The sequence below is a fragment of the Halobacillus sp. genome, from assembly GCF_049282395.1.
GTDB lineage: Bacteria > Bacillota > Bacilli > Bacillales > Halobacillaceae > Halobacillus.
Window position 1 is genome coordinate 1 of sequence record NZ_JBAPTY010000198.1, and the last position, 17,237, is coordinate 17,237.

Here is a 17,237-nt window from a genome sequence, read left to right on the forward strand (position 1 = left end):
TGGAATTACCCCGAAAGACACGAACAGCATAAGCCGAGCATCAAAAGGACGGTGGTCTTGCCGTCCGTTGATGAACGGCTTATGTCTCGAGTGTCTGGGTGATGGAACAAGACGAGTTATTTCCCCAACAGCCCTCCACCACATAGAGTAACGGACCCGATCTATCTCGAAACTGAGTCTTACAAACGGGAGCTTATCTTTAGTAAATCAATTCTTAGGTTAAAATGAGGCAACGCTTAAGGGCAAGAAACAGCACGTCTTGAGGGTGAGCTAAATTTCAATAAACAGATTGACAATTTTCTTCACTTCTTTTATGATAATAGAACTAATATGCTTCATCACTTAAAAGCGTTCAAGTAAAAAATAATCCGTATCATGAATTCCGGAGTAAAAGACTGAAGGACAGCACTCAGAGACTGAATGACAGGTGGAAATTCAGGTCTTCCTTTCTTTGAATTACAGAATTCTTTACCAGTGATACACCAGACGAGTGGGTAAGTATGCCTTACCAACGAGGGTGGTACCGCGGAGCCAAGGCTTCGTCCCTGTGATTTTGGGGATGAAGTCTTTTTATTTTGTACTAACATCAACGTTTGGTTAATTCTTAATAAACAAGTTATCATTCAGACCTTTCTCATCCCCTGGCAGGAAAACCACCTTTCGCCTATAGAAACGGGAGAATATTCGATAACTAACACTGAGAATGAACAGATCTTATCTATTCGAGGAGGAATTACTATGCTTCATCTACAGCCTAAAAAACTGCCAGGAGTGGTAGAATCAAGTTTAATCCTATTATTAGTCATTGGAATCATCAGCTATTTTATCATTGAAATTCAGACCGTTCCGCATATCCCTATTCTAATTGGAATTCTTCTTATGGTTACGTACGGAATGCTGAAGAAAGTAGGTTTTCAGGATTTACAGCATGGAATGGTCCAGGGTGCCCAAACCGGAATGGGGGCTGTTCTGTTATTTTTCTTAATTGGGATACTAATTGCAAGCTGGATGGCCAGCGGCACGATTCCCGTATTGATGGATACAGCCTTTTACTTAGCGGGCGGACCATGGTTTTTGGCCATTGCTTTTGCTGTTACAGCTATTGTCGGAGTTGCTCTTGGCAGTTCGTTTACAACAGCGGCTACCGTCGGGGTCGCTTTTATCGGCGCCGCCCAGACAATGGACCTCCCCTTGGCCATGACTGCTGGTGCGGTTGTTTCAGGTGCCTTTTTCGGTGACAAAATGTCACCCTTGTCTGATACGACCAACCTCGCCTCTACCGTAGTGAAAGTGGATTTATTTGATCATATTAAAAACATGAGCTGGACCACAATTCCTGCCTTTATCCTTTCAGCTCTTGCATTTATCGTTCTCTCTCCTGGCCAGCAGGTCTCGCCGGAACAATTAGCCGGTTTTCAAAGTGGTTTAACGGAAGCCGGGGTGATTCACTGGAGTTCCTGGATTCCCTTGTTGATCCTTGTAGTCATGGCTGTTTCAAAGCGTCCAGCCTTTATTTCCCTTGCGGTAAGCAGTTTAGCTGCTATTCTGTTAGCGGGTTTCAGAGGAGTAATGGAATGGTCTGCACTCTGGAGCACGTGGTTTAACGGATATACAGCGGAGACCAGCAATGATGCCGTGAATAATTTGCTAACTCGCGGAGGCATGAACGACATGCTTTTTACAATTGCACTCGTCATTCTGGCTCTTGCTCTAGGTGGACTGTTTTTTAAAACTGGAGTCATTCCTTCAATATTAGCTCGTGTTCAATCCGGGTTAAAATCCGTTCGTTCTGCTACACTTTCCACCGCCTTAACGGCGATCGGCATTAATTTAGCGATCGGGGAACAGTACCTTTCCATTTTGCTTACAGGAGAAGCTTATCAGGATATTTACGAAAAAGCCGGCTTAGCGCGTAAAAATTTATCCAGGACCCTGGAAGATGCAGGAACGGTGATTAATCCGTTGGTACCATGGAGCGTTTGCGGTGTATTTTTATCCGACGTACTTGGCGTTCCTGTCCTTGATTACCTTCCATTCGCTTTTTTCTGTCTGCTTTGTCCAGTGCTGACCATTATTTTTGGTTTCACCGGCAAAACACTGACCACGCAAACCGCAGAAAAGCAAAAAGCGACGAGCTAATTTTACAACTTGGTGTATAGAACCTTTGTCTCCAACCAAACTATAAAAAAAGAGGTGGAGACGTGGATAAATACGGACATCAAGATGAAATGGATAATGGGTGGCATATGGAACAGGCAGTTGCGGAACAAACACTTCCAGACGTCGCCTTCTATAGAACTTTAATTGTTAATGTGATTTTTATCGGAGCAGAGAATGCAAGGGAATGGGTCCTTGTTGACTGTGGCATAGGGCATTATGCTAAACGTATAATAGAAGCCGCCCAAAAACGCTACGGCTCCAGACCCCCGCAGGCCATTATATTGACGCACGGTCACTTTGATCATGTAGGCTCAGCCAAAAAATTAGCCGACCACTGGAACGTCCCGATCTACATTCATCCGAAAGAAATGGAATATGTAACTGGAAAGCGCGATTACCCTGTAGGGGACGCTACGGTTGGCGGAGGCTTATTTTCAATTTTATCTCCGTTCTTTCCAACTGATCCCGTAGACTTGAGCCAGTATATTTATCCTCTTCCCGAAGACGGTTCTATCCCCTTCTTACAAGGGTGGCGCACCATTCATACACCAGGACATACCCCGGGACATGTTGCTTTATTTCGAGAAGAGGATCGAACACTTATCTCCGGTGACGCTATTATTACGGTCAAGCAGGAATCTAGCATGGCGGTTTTCATCCAGCACCAGCACGTGCATGGACCTCCTGCTTATTTCACTCATAATTGGGAAGAAGCTGAAAAATCCGTTAAAAAACTTGCCGCTCTCCAGCCGCGAGTAGCTATTACAGGGCACGGAATGCCTATGGAAGGCGAAATTTTAGCCGATCAGCTGGATCACCTGGCTGAAAACTTTAAAGAACTTGCCATTCCCAAGCATAAAAATAAGCTTCACTAATGAGTAAGGCAGCCCAGCCCTGGGCTGCCTTACTTTTCGCTTAAAACAGAGGTTAACTTTTTCAATCCTTCCAGCAACCTTGGACTAGGTCGGCAAAATAAGGATTCCTCAAGCACATGTATACGATTTTCTTGAACTGCCTTCATTTCAGACCAGCCCGGACGTTTCCTTACCAGATCAGGATTCATTTTCTCTTCCTTGACCCCGACCCATACCATACAAACGTGATCCGGATTCTTCTGTTTTACATTTTCCCAGTCAGTCTGAACGCTTGCTTCTGGCTCTGTATCAAAGATGTTCCGTGCTCCGGCCAGTTCACTAATCTCAGTTAACCAGTTGGCTTTACCGGGAGTAAAAATGGGCTTGGGCCACCATTCCCAGTACAGTGAAGGTTGATCGGCACGGGTGAGCGCTTCCTGCCTGAACGCATCAATCTCGTTTAAAAACGCGTCTGCTTTTTCTTCCCCGAGTTCTTTCATCCCGAGCTTTTCTCCAACTACCTTTAAATCTTCTGCGATCTCTTTCAAACTGTTTGGATCCAAAATGATATAAGGGAGACCTCTCTCTTTTAAACCTTCTATATTCTTCTCCATCCCTGGAACAGACAGGGAAGCAAGTACCAGGTCCGGCTTCAGCTGCTCGACGGCATCCATATCTATGGAGAGATCAGGACCAAGTTTTGGAAGATCCTTTACCTCCTCAGGATAATCAGAATAATTGTCGACACCAACCAACAGAGCCGTTTGACCGAGATAGGCTACAAGTTCAGTGTTACTGGGACATATCGACACAATCCTCACAATTCCACCTCTTTTTTCAGAATCCTCTGATGTTTCATTTTCTTTTATTATAGCTTATATTTATAGTAATGAAAAAAGGAAGAAAGGGATGATCCCGATGACTGCCACACTACTCGATACTTCCAAAGGAATTGTTGAATATACATATAAAGGAACCGGTCCTGCCGTGCTTCTCTTAAAAGGAGGCCATTCCACCAGAGAGACTGATTTGTCCCACAGCAGCCTTATTTATGAGGGCTTCTCTCTTCTGACCGTCTCTCGTCCCGGCTACGACTACACTGAGGTTTCGACCGGGAAAAGTCCTGAGATTTTCGCCGAAACCATTATCGAAATCCTCGATCATTTAAACATTCAGACAGTTAAAGTTATTGCTATTTCGGCAGCTGGTCCTACAGGTATTGCTTTAGCAGCCAACCATCCGTCAAGGGTATCTAAATTAATAATGGAAGCTGCTCTTACTTCACCATGGGAAGAGGCTGTGAAGCAAAAGGCCAGAGTTCTATTTGGTCCTGCCGAACGGATGGTGTGGGGAAGCTTGAAAACCATGCTTAAATTCTTCCCGGACCTTATTATGAAACAGCTGATCTCAGAATTGACTACAGAAGACCCTGAAGAATACTTAGAACGCCTGTCTCCTAATGATCGCAGGTTTATTTATGACATGCTTGCTACCTCTCAGTCAGGAAAGGGATTCAGCCTTGATATTGACCATTCCGTCACCACGGATATATCCAAGATCCATGTTCCTGTACTGGGGATGTATTCCCAGAAAGATAAAAGTGTCCCTTATACCCATGCTCTTCTTTTAAAGTCCAGGGCCCCTGATTGTGAAATCTTTGAAGTAGATGCAGACAGTCATTTGATCTGGATTGGTAAAAACGCCCAGCAGGTTTGGAACAAGCGTCTCGAGTTTCTGTCACGATAAACTAAACTGAGGAGGATCATCGTGGATGATTTAAAAATTAAACAAATGCTGGACCGCTTCCTGTTTTTTTATGATAAAGCCTCCCTTGAAAATGCTGACCCTGAGCGTCGTTATGAATTATGGAAGGAACATTACGGATTTACTTTTGTCCCTCCCGGCTATGAAAAAGACCAATTTGAAAGAGAAATGCTGAACTATGCTTGGGATAAATACTCTCTCGTCTATGATAGGATCAAGTACTTTGAAATGGATGAAGTGAACTTACAGGAATTAGTCACTCCCGTTAAACAAGCTCTACAATATGATGAGCCTATTTCACTGACACTTTTGTTTTTCGTAGGAACCTTTGAAACAGAACCATTCATTTTAGAGCAAGACCATGAATATACCATTTGTTTTCCTATCGAAACAGAATGGAATGATTTCAAGCTGCTCCAGGAAATTGTCCGCGTCGTCCATTGCTGCAAATCTGGACTCGCGCCAAGCCAGACTCGCACCCTTGCGCAATTAATCTTTCAGGAAGGCATTGCCTTGCATACAGCTCGCCAGCTAATGAATAAACAGGCAAATATAAAAACAGAACTCCTGTGGAGCCGTGAGAAATGCAGCAGGGAGCCAAATCGTATTATGATTAATATCATTCCTCATTTAAGTCGGACAGACTATGAAGCCCTTTTTTCCTTTACAAAAGGAACAGGCGCGTCTGGATATGAAAAAGAAGCGAACTTTACGGGCTGGATCGTCGTCAAGCATCTCCTGGATAATGGGCGGGCGGTTGGAGATTTAGCTTCCGTGCCTAAAGAAGATGTGGATACATTCGTGGAGCGATCCCTTTTTTCCTTACTGAATCACGCCTATATTATTCAGCCTCAGGAGTAACCGGGATGTCATTAGAAATTTTTTTCCTGAAAAGCTTTCTTTCTTATTGGGCATCTGCTATACTAGGATTAATTATTGTTGTTCGATCAGATTCATGCAAGAGAAGATGTTTCAAAGATGTCGTCTTGATTGAACTTGAAGGGCAAGAATAGTAATACAATGTGGAATATTTCCACACAGGAGGTTTTTGTACATGGTTGAAGGTACAGTAAAATGGTTTAATGCAGAAAAAGGTTTTGGATTTATCGAAGTAGAAGGCCAAGACGACGTCTTCGTTCACTTCTCTGCTATTCAAGAAGAAGGTTTCAAATCTCTAGAAGAAGGTCAAGTTGTAACTTTCGAAATCGAAGAAGGACAACGCGGACCACAAGCTTCTAACGTTCGTAAATAAATACCTAAAAAAAGACTCCCTTAACAGGGAGTCTTTTTATTATGTTTAAATTCCATAAGGGGCGGAGGGGAACGGCGAAGACTCCTGCGGGATGAACATGATCGGTGAGATCCCGGTGAGGAAGCTCACCCATGCCCGCGGAAAGCGAGTCGTTCCCTGGAGCCCCCTTTCTCCACTCAAAATCTCGAAATCAAGTCTTCCACAGTCCAGCCCTACAAAGCCTATGTTTACTTATAAGAATATCTTCATCTTGTGCCCTAATCGAACATACCCTTGTCGTACAGGACTCTAATTAAAAAAGGCAGGAGCTGATTACCAGCTCCTGCCTGAAATTATTTATTCTTCTTCCTGCTGAGTTAGAATCACGGGGCCTTCTTTTGTGATAGCTACCGTATGTTCATACTGTGCAGATAATGACCCGTCTACTGTACGGGCGGTCCAGTTATTATCATCCATCTTAGTGCTCCAGCCGCCGATGTTAATCATCGGTTCAATCGTAATGACCATTCCCTCTTTCAAACGGGCACCTTTTCCAGCATTACCGAAATGCGGAATATAAGGATCTTCATGAATGCCTTCGCCGATCCCGTGACCTGTAAAGTCGCGGACGACAGAGTAGCCTTCCCCTTCCGCATAGGATTGAATCGCATGACCAATATCACCGATCCGATTCCCAGGTATAGCCTGCTCAATACCTTTATATAGAGATGTTTTTGTTACATCCATCAGCTTACTTGCTTCTTCACTAACGTTTCCTACCGCATGCGTCCAGGCAGAGTCAGCGAGCGCCCCGTTGAGATTCACCACCATATCCACGGTAACGATATCTCCTTCAGCGAGTTTCTCATGACGAGGGAAGCCGTGACATACTTCATCATTAATTGAGGCACAAGTATTAAACTCATAACCCTGATACCCTTTTTGTTCACCGGTCGCTCCATGTTTGGTTAAATAACGTTCCACAAAATTTTCAATCTCCATTGTGGTCACACCCGGCTTGATAAATGTTCTTAATTCTTTATGAACGTTGGCCAGCAGCTTACCGGCTTCCTGCATTAATTCAATTTCTCGTTTACTTTTACGTTTAATCATACACCCATTCCTTCCTTATCTCTCTAACGTTTAACTAAGCATCCTATAGTATAATATCGAAAAAATTCCCGTTCGACCACCCCTGGGACTTACTCAATTGCTTTTATCGTTTTAGCAGGGTTTCCTCCTATAAAAACATTTGAAGGAATGTCTTTGGTTACGACCGCTCCAGCGCCAACAATGACATTATCCCCGATGGTCACGCCAGGATTGATAACGGCATTTCCTCCAATCCATACGTCATCGCCTATCGTAATGGGTTTTCCCGCTTCCAATCCGCTCGCTCTTGTTGCACGGTCCATTGGATGAGTAGCGGTGTAAAGCTGCACACTCGGACCAATGAGCACCCTTTTTCCGATTCGAATAGGACAGACATCCAAAAAAACGCAATTGAAATTGGCGAAAAACCCTTCCCCTACGTGAATATTGTATCCGTAATCGCAAAAGAAGGGAGGCTCGAGCCCATATTCTCCTTCCAGAGTACCAAATAGGTCTTCTATCAATTGCTTTCGGTAATGCATTTCTGCATCTTTCGTTTGATTGAGAGAATAAACAATCTGCCTGGCTCTTGCCCTTTCGTGAACTAATTCCTCGTCCCAGGATTTATATAGTTCGCCGGCCAGCATTTTTTCCTTTTCTGTCATACATTCACCTTCTTATTATATGTTGAACAACTTCCTTTACTTTACCACAATTTTTAACTAGACTTGGAACAACCGAAGGAGGGATCTGCCATGCAGGTGAGAGAACTAAATGGAAAAGATGCAGAAGACTATTATGAACTGCGGTTAGAAGCATTATTAACAAACCCGGATGCTTTTATTACTACATATGAACAGGAAAAACAAAGACCCGATCCTCTTGTTAAAACAGCGGAAAGGCTGGACAGCCATTCCTCCCGTACTTTTGGATTGTTTGAAGACGGCACCCTATGCGGGACGGCTACCCTAGTTAAAGAAACCCATCCTAAGTTTTCTCACAAAGGAAGTATTGTTGCTATGTATGTAAGTCCAGGCTGCCGACGAAAAGGCGGAGCTGCCCTCCTCTTACAGGAAGTTATTAATTTTTCGAAGGCAATCGAGTTAGAAGTGCTCCACTTAAATGTAGTTACGGACAATACTCCTGCGAAAAAGCTCTATGAGAAAGTTGGATTTCAATCATACGGTGTAGAGCGAAAAGCTATTAAAATAGCCGATCGCTACCTGGACGAAGAACTGATGGAACTATTCTTAACAGAGTGAAACTTATTGTCCATCCATATCGTACTTAAAAAGCAGATTATTTAGTAAAGGGTGGACCGCATGATTGAATTAAAGAGCATTTCGAAAAGCTTCACCGGCAAGCAGGCTGTGAAAAATCTGAATTTGACAATACCTGACGGGAAAATCTTCGGCTTCCTCGGTCCGAACGGTGCTGGAAAATCGACTACTATTAAGATGATGACGGGGATCCTGCCTATTGATGAGGGCTCTATTACGATCAATGGTGTGGATATTACCGATTACCCAATGGAGGCAAAGCATCTTTTTGGGTACGTACCTGACCGCTCAGATATCTTCCTCCGTTTGAAAGGGATTGAATACTTAAATTTCATTGCAGACGTATTTCAAGTGTCAAAAGAAGAGCGGAAAGAAAAAATCGAATACCTTACCAGGAGCTTTGGTATTTACGAAGCGCTTGATGACCATATCCAGACGTACTCCCATGGAATGCGGCAAAAAATTGTTGTAAGCGGCGTACTTCTCCATGATCCGGATGTATGGATTTTAGATGAGCCCTTGTCCGGCCTGGACCCTAAGTCTTCTCATACTTTAAAAGAAATGATGAGAGAACACGCTGAAAGAGGTAAAATCGTCTTTTTCTCCACGCACGTGCTGGAAGTAGTCGAGCAATTATGTGATGAAGTAGCGATTATCAACCATGGACACGTACAATTTCAAGGAAACATGACAGAAATGAAGCAGCAGTTTCAAGATGATGATAATTTGGAACGCCTCTTCCTGGAGCTAACAGAAAATGAGTAATGCATGGAAATTAATGAAAATTATGGTGAAAATGCAGCTCTCCTGGGCAGGTAAAAGCAGTTCGGAAAAAGTCGGCTATGTGATTATGGCCCTTGCGCTAATTCCCTTTGGTGCCTTAATCTTATTCTCCTTGGACAGTTTAATCGGAAACCTTTACAATTCCCTGGCACCCACTGGAAACGAAAGCGTAATTCTCGCTTTATTTTTTATTCTTATGTTTGTTATTTTTCTTGTGACCAGCATTGGAACGGTTTTAAGCTCCTTTTACTTTGCGGAGGACGTAGAATCATTTATTGCTCTCCCCTTACATCCTTATCAGATTGTACTTGGCAAATCTGCCGTACCTTTTTTGTCGCTGTACGGTTTGAATGCTTTAATTTTACTGCCGGTTCTGTTGTTTTACGGATTACACAGTAGTGCAGGGCTGCTTTATTATTTGTTCGCTATTTTTCTATGGGCGGTTACACCAGTGGTTCCATTTGTACTGCTTTCGATTGTGCTTATGTTTCTCATGCGTTTTGCCAACATTTCCAAGAATAAAGACCGGACAAAAATTATTGTCGGCATGTTCGGCTTTATATTTGCCATTGGAATTAATGTGGTTATCCGGTTGGACAGCGGAGGAGACGGTAGTGGTGCCGCTGATTTAATCAGGGAGCAGAATGGATTGCTTGAACTGATTACCGGTTTCTTTCCAACCGCTTATTTTAGTTCGATCGCCCTGACTCAGCCAGCTTCTCTGACAGGAGTTCTCTATCTACTGCTGATGCTGGGATTATCGATAGGTTTTGCCATTTTATTTCTAACCGTCGGCCAGAAGGTTTATTTCAAAGGCGTGCTTGGATTATCGGGAGGAACACGGGGCCGCTTTGATGAGAAAAAGATACATAAGACGATTAAACAAAAACCGATTATTTACAGTCTATGGCTGAAAGAGATGAGAATCATTTTCCGCACCCCTGCCTTCTTCACCCAAATCGTGGTGCAGAGTCTCTTTTTCCCAGTCTTTCTGCTTGTCATCTTATTTATGGAATCGAACACTTCCGTAGCAAGTCTTGGTTCATTACTCACCCAATTAGAAGGAAAGAAACTGGTGCTCGGGCTGTTTGGTTTTACTTTGCTGGCTGTCGGGATGACCCCTGCCTCGTTTTCCTCGATTTCAAGAGATGGAAAAAGCTGGTTCAATCATCTTCATCTGCCAATAGCACCGCAAACAGTTCTTAGGAGTAAAATTGTAACAGCTTTTACGTTAAATCTTCTCACCATTGCTATTCTAAGCTTCGCGGCCTTATTTCTAGTGCAGGTTTCCTTTAAGATCTGGATCATTTGGCTGCTTCTTGCGCTAGTTACCAATTGGGTTACCAGTATAGGAGGGCTCATCATTGATCTTTATAGTCCTAAGCTTGACTGGACCGATGAGCGCGAAGTCTTTAAAGGACGTTTTATTGGACTCGCCATGCTGGCAATCGAAGCAACGGTATTCGGTACCCTTATTTTAATCCTTTGGAATGTGAATGCGATCAGTGGAATCTGGGTAACAGCGGGTGTTCTGCTTACATTTCTGATTATTCTGATTGTCGCCTTGCATGCGGGTTTAAAACGACTTAGTGATAAGCGGTATTATTCTATCCATTGAACAATCTTAAAAAGACTTCGACCTGCATATCAGGTCGAAGTCTTTTTAATACCAAAAGGTTAGTTGCCAAAGAAATAATCAAAAACGTTACCTTCTTCAGCGGCCTCTTTATTGTAAAATTCAGAGTAACCGCAATTCTTACAATAGACCAATGTAAATTGATGATTTTGCACATCTAATATATTGGACAGACCTGAGCCTGTCATGGATACATGATTTTCTTCGGCATCTGTACTGCCGCATTTAATACAACCTCGTTCGCTCATAGACACACTCCTGTTTTTAATAATATTTCCTCTATTTATTCATATATGCGGATATGAGGTTTTATTTAGCATAGAAATTATCTAGTTATTTTACAATCATAACCGGACATTTGGCTCTCTTCGCTACTTTGTGACTGACACTCCCGAGCACCATTTCCTGTAAAGTGTTTAAACCACGACTTCCAATTATCACAATATCAAAAGCTTCATCGTTAGCAAATTTGACAATTTCAGGTCCTGGTTCCCCATGTTTTAATGCTACCTGATAGGACAGCCCTTTGCTTTCCAACATCTGCTCAATTGGATTCAGGCGCTCGTGTCGGCGACGTTCGATCATTCCTTTGTCGCCTTCTGATAGTACATCAGATTTTGATTGTTCACCGTCTACCACATAGATGATCGTGATTTCACCATCTCCTTGCAGACGGGCTAGTTCGGCTGCACGTTCAGCTGTTCGGACGGAATGTCCAGATCCGTCTGCAGCTAATAGTATTTTCTTATACATAGAATCCCCCTGTTTTCATTACATCTGCGGTTATTTTAACATGTATGACTAATTCCATGAAAACCTAACACAAATGTTTCATGATAATAAGCTATTTTCACAAGCACTTTATTAAACAATCGGACCGCATTGTTGAAGACTCAGTTTCTATAATCTGGATCCGCTGCCAAAAAATTAATAAGGGTGGCTGCGGAAAACAACTCGCTTTCCTGCGTCGTGCAGGGCCGGAAAGCGAAATCGTTCCCCGAAGGACCTTCCGCTCAAGAAATATCTTGAAATCAAGTCTTCAACCAACGAGAGCTTTTATTAAAAAAACATCCGTGTAGTATAGTCTGAGGATTTTTTGTAATAAATTTACGCTTTATGATTTTAGGGTCTATATAAGAGTATATAAAAGAATATAAACGTATGTGTCGAATTTATGCGCTTACATGGAGTTATGAAATTCATTTAATAGATGATATACTCTGTTCGTTCTTGCCGGATATTAGCACTGTTACGGACAGTGCGCTTGTAAAAATCAATAGAAAGAGGTGCGCAATTGAACACACAAACAATTAAAGAACAATGGTTTGGAAACGTAAAAAACGATACGCTTTCAGGCATGGTTGTCGCAATGGCACTCATCCCTGAAGCGATCGCTTTCTCTATCATCGCTGGAGTCGACCCCATGGTAGGACTGTACGCTTCCTTCTGTATCGCTGTCGTTATTGCCTTTATGGGCGGCCGTCCTGGAATGATTTCAGCGGCCACAGGTGCCATGGCTTTGCTCATGGTTACCCTCGTCAAAGATCATGGTCTGGAGTATCTACTTGCAGCTACAATTTTGACCGGAATTCTGCAGTTTGTCTTAGGTGCCTTAAGGGTTGGACAATTCATGAAGTTCATACCACGCTCCGTCATGATTGGTTTCGTTAATGCCCTTGCTATTTTGATCTTCACCTCTCAGCTGACCCACTTTGAGGGGGCCAACTGGGCCATGTACGCGATGGTAGCTGGTTCGTTAGCCATCATTTATATTCTTCCGAAGTTTACAAAGGCTGTACCATCACCACTCGTAGCCATTATCGTCATGACAGTAATAGCTATTACTACAGGAACCGGATTGAAGACAGTCGGAGATATGGGCGAGTTATCTAGTACTCTGCCAATCTTTCTACTGCCTGACATTCCGTTGACTTTTGAAACATTGGAAATTATTTTCCCAATCTCCCTTGCTTTAGCTTTTGTCGGCTTGCTTGAGTCATTATTAACTGCTCAAATCGTAGATGATATGACCGATACCGTCAGTGACAAAAACAAAGAAGCACGCGGTCAGGGTACAGCTAATGTAGTAGCTGGATTGTTTGGAGGTATGGCCGGATGTGCTATGATTGGCCAATCAGTCATAAACGTTTCTTCTGGAGGACGTGGACGTTTGTCCACACTTGTCGCAGGAGTATTCATGATGCTCTTAATTATCGTATTCAATGATTTACTGGTTCAGATCCCGATGGCGGTGCTGGTAGGTGTCATGATCATGGTCTCCATTGGAACCTTTGACTGGAGCTCTCTTACTCGATTCCACAAGGTGCCAGTTACAGATACAGTGGTTATGGTGATCACCGTAGGAACTGTTGTTAAAACACATGACTTGTCTAAAGGTGTATTGGCAGGTGTTATTTTAAGCGCCATCTTCTTTGTGGCTAAGATCTCTAAAATACACGTAGAAGAAGCGTATGAAGAGAGCACGAAGAAGCTAGTCTATCAAGTAAGTGGACAAGTCTTCTTCGCTTCCATTGACAATCTTATGAAGCACTTTGACTTTAATGCGGACGCTAAAGAAGTTGTCATTGATTTCTCAGATTCTCATATTTGGGATGATTCAGCCGTGGCTGCTATTGATAAACTGGTCCTGAAGTTCAGGGAAAACGATAAAGATGTCCAGATTGTCGGCTTGAATAAAGACAGTTCACAGTTAGTCAAACGGCTTGCCGTTCACAATAAACCTAATGCTTCTGTGTCCAACCATTAATAAAAAAGTGATTCCCTCACATGGGAATCACTTTTTTATTATGGAAAAGAGCCGTGTTTTGCAGCCCATTCATCTTTAAGCATGCTGTACACACATGAGTCCCGCCAGCTTCCTTTTACAAGAATATCCTGACGCAAAACTCCTTCTCTGACCATTCCTATTTTCTCAAGGACATAAAGAGAACCCACATTGTCTGGATTGCAGGTGGCTGATACTCGGTGAAGATTACACGCTTCAAAACTATGCTTCAATATGAGAAGAGCAGCTTCAGTCGCGTAACCTTTGCCCCAGTGTTCCGGGTGTATAATAAAACCGATCTCCCCCACACCGTCCCAATCGATAATGTTCATTTCAATGTTTCCAACAATTCTTCCGGTTTCATTTATTACAATAGCAAATACAAAACGGCTGCGATGACGAAGCTCCCGATCACGAATCGCCTGTTGAACGAAAAAAATAGAATCCTGCTCGCTATTTGGGCCCCAAGGCTGGAATTTACATGCCTCCTTATTCGAAGCGTATGAGTGCAAAGCTTCCCAATCTTCAGGAACAATTTCTCTTAGATGCAATCGATCCCCTTTTTCAAGAATCTCCATACGAGTCACACTCCATTATATGATAGATGTGGTATGAATTTTCACTTCCAATGATGATAAGCCTCCATCCATGCTTCAGGAGATTCTTTTACCATATACGTTTTCACTCCCTTAATGGTGTGTAAATACAATAGTCCATAACTGTCCGAAAATGGTTTATAAGAGACATCAAAGATATCTTTCAGCCGATACGTTTCCGTCGGAGTAATCACTTCGGATTCATAAAGGTCTAATGTTGATTGTTCCTCTGTGTACACTTGTTGATTGTCCTTAATGACCCGGGTCTGCCACACGATCGGCTGCGAATAAAACAAAATAATCTTCCTTTCTTAGATCCATGCTTATTTCATTATACCCGATTCTTCCGTATTCGTATCATCTTGTCTAGTTTTGTCAATTAATGGAGAATGAAAAATGTGAATGGCTTTCCTTATACGCTCTTTTATATTAGGATGGTAAAGGTGATTTTGCACAACCTAATCCTAATTGGAGGAACCATTATGAGTGATCGCAATAAAGGAATTCTATTACTGCTTATATCTGCATTCGGGTTTTCTATGATGGCCGCATTAGTGAAGTTATCAGGAGATGTGCCAACCGTACAAAAGACACTGTTTCGGAATCTCGTCTCAGCCGTCATCGCTTTTGGATTTGTGATGTATAATAAAGAGCGTTTGTTCGGAAAAAAAGAAAACCAAAAGCTTCTTCTATCCCGTTCGGCCCTGGGTACCATTGGAATGGTCCTATTTTTTTACGCCATAGATAATCTAGTCCTTTCCGATGCGGATATGCTGAATAAACTGAGCCCGTTTCTGCTTATTATATTTTCGGCTATCTTTCTGAAGGAAAGAGCACGGCTATATCAAATCGTATCTATTATTATTGCTTTTATCGGTACTCTTTTTATTATTAAGCCTGCCTTTTCCGTAGAGTTCATTCCCTATCTTGCCGGCGTGTTCTCAGCCGTTTTTGCAGCAGGTGCCTACACATTGCTGCGTGTACTCGGGGATAAAGAGAAATTTTATACCATTGTCTTTTACTTCTCATTTTTTACAACGGTTTCTCTTCTCCCTTTTACAATAGCCTTTTACGAACCCATGTCGTTAAAACAATGGATTTATCTTCTTTCTGCAGGCGGATTCGCTACTCTAGGGCAGTTTGGCTTAACTATAGCTTACAAATTTGCTCCCGCAAGAGAAATTTCAATCTTTTTCTATTCCACAGTGGTTTATTCTGCCCTGATCAGTATCTTCCTATTTGGACAGGTGCCTGATTGGCTCAGTATTCTCGGCTATGTAACGATCTTCGGAGCATCCTTTTATATGTTCCTTAAAAATAATCAAAATGCTAAAGCGCAGCATTCCAAAGCGTAAACGCAAGACCTTCCTTTTATACAGACGAGGAAGGTCTTTTTATATAGTGTTTCTTAACCCCAACTCCAACACTTGGATAAATAAGGATTAATGAATCCACAATCGTGGTATTTTTTACTAATAGCTATCTATATAGATCTGCACAAGTCAGAATCGCTCAACATTATTTATGAGAAGTCGAAATTTCACTTTGAATAATTATATCTCTGGTCTATGCTAAGGATAAGCAGCAGCAGTTTGGAGGGATCCCTATATGCATACCACACCATATATAGTATTATTGTTCATTGGTTATCTTATTTTCACAATAGATAAGAAAAAAGAAGATCTACCCGTGCCCCCTATTCTGACTTTGATAGGGATTGCTCTTTTCTTTATTCCCTACTTTTCTTCTATAGAGGTTACTGAAAACTTAATTTACCATATATTTTTGCCTGGTCTTTTGTTCACTTCTGCTTATCGCTTTCCTCCCTCTTCTCTTAAAGAGAATGGAGGTATTATCGGTTTCTTTGCAACGATTGGCCTTATACTTACAGTTATTCTGCTAGGTTCCATCATTTTTATCATGAGCACACCGTTTGTATCCATGTCGTTTGCAGGGGCGATCTTAATTGCCGCGATGCTCACACCTACTGACCCAGTATCTGTGGCCTCCATTTTAAAGCAGTCCTCCGGAGACGAAATGATGGCAGACGTGGTGGAAGGAGAGTCCTTAATCAATGACGGCACCAGCATTGTCATCTTCTCTGTTGTATCAGGAATTTTCCTTAATAAGGAGCCCTTTTCTTTCAGCTTCTTTCTAGGAGAGTTCCTACTTGTCTCACTTGGTGGCATTTTCATTGGATTAATATTCGGCTGGCTGTTCAGTAAAGCTATTCATTTTACCCATCATAAAGAATATCAGGTGATGCTCAGCATTGTAGCAGCTTATGGCACCTTCAACTTTGCTGAATTCTTGGATTTATCCGGGGTATTAGCCACGGTATTCGCTGGGATCATGCTTTCCTTTGAGTTTGGCCGGACAATTAAGGAAGATCACTTCCGTGAATCGCTAGATAATTTCTGGGGCATTGTAGAGATCTCTATTCTTTCTTTATTATTTTTACTGATTGGTATTGTATCTGCGGACCATCTGTCCTTTAATTACTGGTGGCTGGCTGTTTTGATTTTCCTTGCCTCCATTATTGTGCGCTTTATCATCATAGCTGGAACGACGCAATTCTTTCCGAAATGGCGGAAGAAAATCGGCTGGCGGAAGTCCTTTCTTCTTAGCTGGTCGGGTTTAAAAGGAACCATGTCTGTTTTTCTTATTTTAAGCCTTTCCACTCAGGGAGGGGACAGAACTGATCTCTTACTTTCATTAACATTTGCAGCCGTGCTGCTCTCTCTAATTATTCAAAGCATCGGTATTTATCCACTATCAAAGCGGTTGCTAAAATAAAAAGTCTTTCTAATGAATGGTAAATATAGTTTTCATAAAAGACTTATTAAACAAACGGGCCGGATTATGGAAGACTCAGTTTCGAGATATCTTTGGTCCGTTACTCTATATAGAACAGGGATGGCTGCGGAAGCAACTCGCTTTCCTGCGGGGGAACTGGCAAGCCTCCTCGCTCGTTTCACTCTCTGTGGGGTCTCGCCTAGCTCCTTCTCCCGCGGGAGTCTCGTCGTTTCCTTCGCCACCCTATGATTGAAGAGTGG

General features: G+C 42.5%; 18 protein-coding genes. 11 read left to right on the forward strand and 7 right to left on the reverse strand.

The annotated features are described in order from the left end of the window. Positions 1 to 738: 738 nt before the first annotated feature. Both nhaC and WAM07_RS08920 read left to right on the forward strand, forming a co-directional pair. Positions 739 to 2,139 (forward strand): Na+/H+ antiporter NhaC, encoded by a 1,401-nt coding sequence (gene nhaC / locus WAM07_RS08915; RefSeq protein WP_422166147.1) that lies wholly within the window; start codon positions 739 to 741, stop codon positions 2,137 to 2,139. A gap of 89 nt (positions 2,140 to 2,228) precedes the next feature. Next, positions 2,229 to 3,035: an MBL fold metallo-hydrolase gene (locus tag WAM07_RS08920; RefSeq protein ID WP_422166173.1), complete on the forward strand. Its 807-nt coding sequence runs from the start codon at positions 2,229 to 2,231 to the stop codon at positions 3,033 to 3,035. A gap of 29 nt (positions 3,036 to 3,064) precedes the next feature. Here the strand turns inward: WAM07_RS08920 and WAM07_RS08925 are convergent, their stop codons facing one another. Next, positions 3,065 to 3,835 (reverse strand): cobalamin-binding protein, encoded by a 771-nt coding sequence (locus WAM07_RS08925; protein WP_422166149.1) that lies wholly within the window; start codon positions 3,833 to 3,835, stop codon positions 3,065 to 3,067. A 97-nt stretch (positions 3,836 to 3,932) separates the two neighbouring features. On the opposite strand from WAM07_RS08925, the gene WAM07_RS08930 reads away from it, so the two are divergent. The 3 genes from WAM07_RS08930 to WAM07_RS08940 all read left to right on the forward strand — a co-directional run bounded on the left by WAM07_RS08930 (position 3,933) and on the right by WAM07_RS08940 (position 6,030). Continuing rightward, a complete protein-coding gene (locus WAM07_RS08930; protein ID WP_422166151.1) occupies positions 3,933 to 4,760 on the forward strand; it encodes an alpha/beta fold hydrolase in 828 nt (275 codons plus the stop codon). 21 nt (positions 4,761 to 4,781) lie between these two features. Further along, positions 4,782 to 5,639: a hypothetical protein gene (locus WAM07_RS08935; protein WP_422166152.1), complete on the forward strand. Its 858-nt coding sequence runs from the start codon at positions 4,782 to 4,784 to the stop codon at positions 5,637 to 5,639. 193 nt (positions 5,640 to 5,832) lie between these two features. Next, entirely contained in the window at positions 5,833 to 6,030 is a 198-nt protein-coding gene (locus WAM07_RS08940; RefSeq protein WP_014642423.1) for a cold-shock protein, read from the forward strand. Positions 6,031 to 6,366: 336 nt separating this feature from the next. On the opposite strand, the gene map is transcribed toward WAM07_RS08940, so the two are convergent. Beyond that, positions 6,367 to 7,122, reverse strand: coding sequence for a type I methionyl aminopeptidase (gene map, locus WAM07_RS08945; protein WP_422166154.1), 756 nt, complete (start codon positions 7,120 to 7,122; stop codon positions 6,367 to 6,369). 89 nt (positions 7,123 to 7,211) lie between these two features. Then, the gene (locus tag WAM07_RS08950; RefSeq protein ID WP_422166155.1) at positions 7,212 to 7,766 is read right to left on the reverse strand and encodes a sugar O-acetyltransferase; all 555 of its coding nucleotides are present in this window, start codon (positions 7,764 to 7,766) and stop codon (positions 7,212 to 7,214) included. Between the two features lie 90 nt (positions 7,767 to 7,856). Here WAM07_RS08950 and WAM07_RS08955 point away from each other — a divergent pair, with 90 nt between their 5' ends. The 3 genes from WAM07_RS08955 to WAM07_RS08965 are packed head-to-tail and all read left to right on the forward strand — an operon-like array spanning position 7,857 to position 10,782. Beyond that, positions 7,857 to 8,363, forward strand: a complete 507-nt coding sequence (locus WAM07_RS08955; RefSeq protein WP_422166157.1) for a GNAT family N-acetyltransferase — start codon at positions 7,857 to 7,859, stop codon at positions 8,361 to 8,363. 60 nt (positions 8,364 to 8,423) lie between these two features. After that, entirely contained in the window at positions 8,424 to 9,146 is a 723-nt protein-coding gene (locus WAM07_RS08960; protein ID WP_422166159.1) for an ABC transporter ATP-binding protein, read from the forward strand. Continuing rightward, positions 9,139 to 10,782 carry a putative ABC transporter permease subunit gene (locus WAM07_RS08965; protein WP_422166161.1) on the forward strand — a complete coding sequence of 548 codons (1,644 nt, stop codon included), beginning with the start codon at positions 9,139 to 9,141 and terminating at the stop codon, positions 10,780 to 10,782. Before WAM07_RS08960 ends, WAM07_RS08965 begins: the two co-directional genes overlap by 8 nt. Before the next feature lie 59 nt (positions 10,783 to 10,841). Here WAM07_RS08965 and WAM07_RS08970 read toward each other — a convergent pair whose 3' ends face one another. Both WAM07_RS08970 and WAM07_RS08975 read right to left on the reverse strand, forming a co-directional pair. After that, on the reverse strand, positions 10,842 to 11,048 hold the full coding sequence (locus WAM07_RS08970) for a zinc ribbon domain-containing protein (RefSeq protein WP_014642417.1): 207 nt from the start codon (positions 11,046 to 11,048) through the stop codon (positions 10,842 to 10,844). Between the two features lie 85 nt (positions 11,049 to 11,133). After that, a complete protein-coding gene (locus tag WAM07_RS08975) occupies positions 11,134 to 11,553 on the reverse strand; it encodes a universal stress protein (RefSeq protein ID WP_422166163.1) in 420 nt (139 codons plus the stop codon). Between the two features lie 541 nt (positions 11,554 to 12,094). Here WAM07_RS08975 and WAM07_RS08980 point away from each other — a divergent pair. Next, the gene (locus tag WAM07_RS08980) at positions 12,095 to 13,567 is read left to right on the forward strand and encodes a SulP family inorganic anion transporter (RefSeq protein WP_422166165.1); all 1,473 of its coding nucleotides are present in this window, start codon (positions 12,095 to 12,097) and stop codon (positions 13,565 to 13,567) included. A 38-nt stretch (positions 13,568 to 13,605) separates the two neighbouring features. On the opposite strand, the gene WAM07_RS08985 is transcribed toward WAM07_RS08980, so the two are convergent. After that, a complete protein-coding gene (locus WAM07_RS08985; RefSeq protein WP_422166167.1) occupies positions 13,606 to 14,163 on the reverse strand; it encodes a GNAT family N-acetyltransferase in 558 nt (185 codons plus the stop codon). 41 nt (positions 14,164 to 14,204) lie between these two features. Then, the gene (locus WAM07_RS08990) at positions 14,205 to 14,477 is read right to left on the reverse strand and encodes a hypothetical protein (protein ID WP_422166169.1); all 273 of its coding nucleotides are present in this window, start codon (positions 14,475 to 14,477) and stop codon (positions 14,205 to 14,207) included. 186 nt (positions 14,478 to 14,663) lie between these two features. Here WAM07_RS08990 and WAM07_RS08995 point away from each other — a divergent pair, with 186 nt between their 5' ends. Together WAM07_RS08995 and WAM07_RS09000 are read left to right on the forward strand one after the other, a co-directional pair. After that, positions 14,664 to 15,536, forward strand: coding sequence for a DMT family transporter (locus tag WAM07_RS08995; RefSeq protein WP_041601571.1), 873 nt, complete (start codon positions 14,664 to 14,666; stop codon positions 15,534 to 15,536). Between the two features lie 253 nt (positions 15,537 to 15,789). Further along, positions 15,790 to 16,977, forward strand: coding sequence for a cation:proton antiporter (locus WAM07_RS09000; protein WP_422166171.1), 1,188 nt, complete (start codon positions 15,790 to 15,792; stop codon positions 16,975 to 16,977). Positions 16,978 to 17,237: the final 260 nt, after the last annotated feature.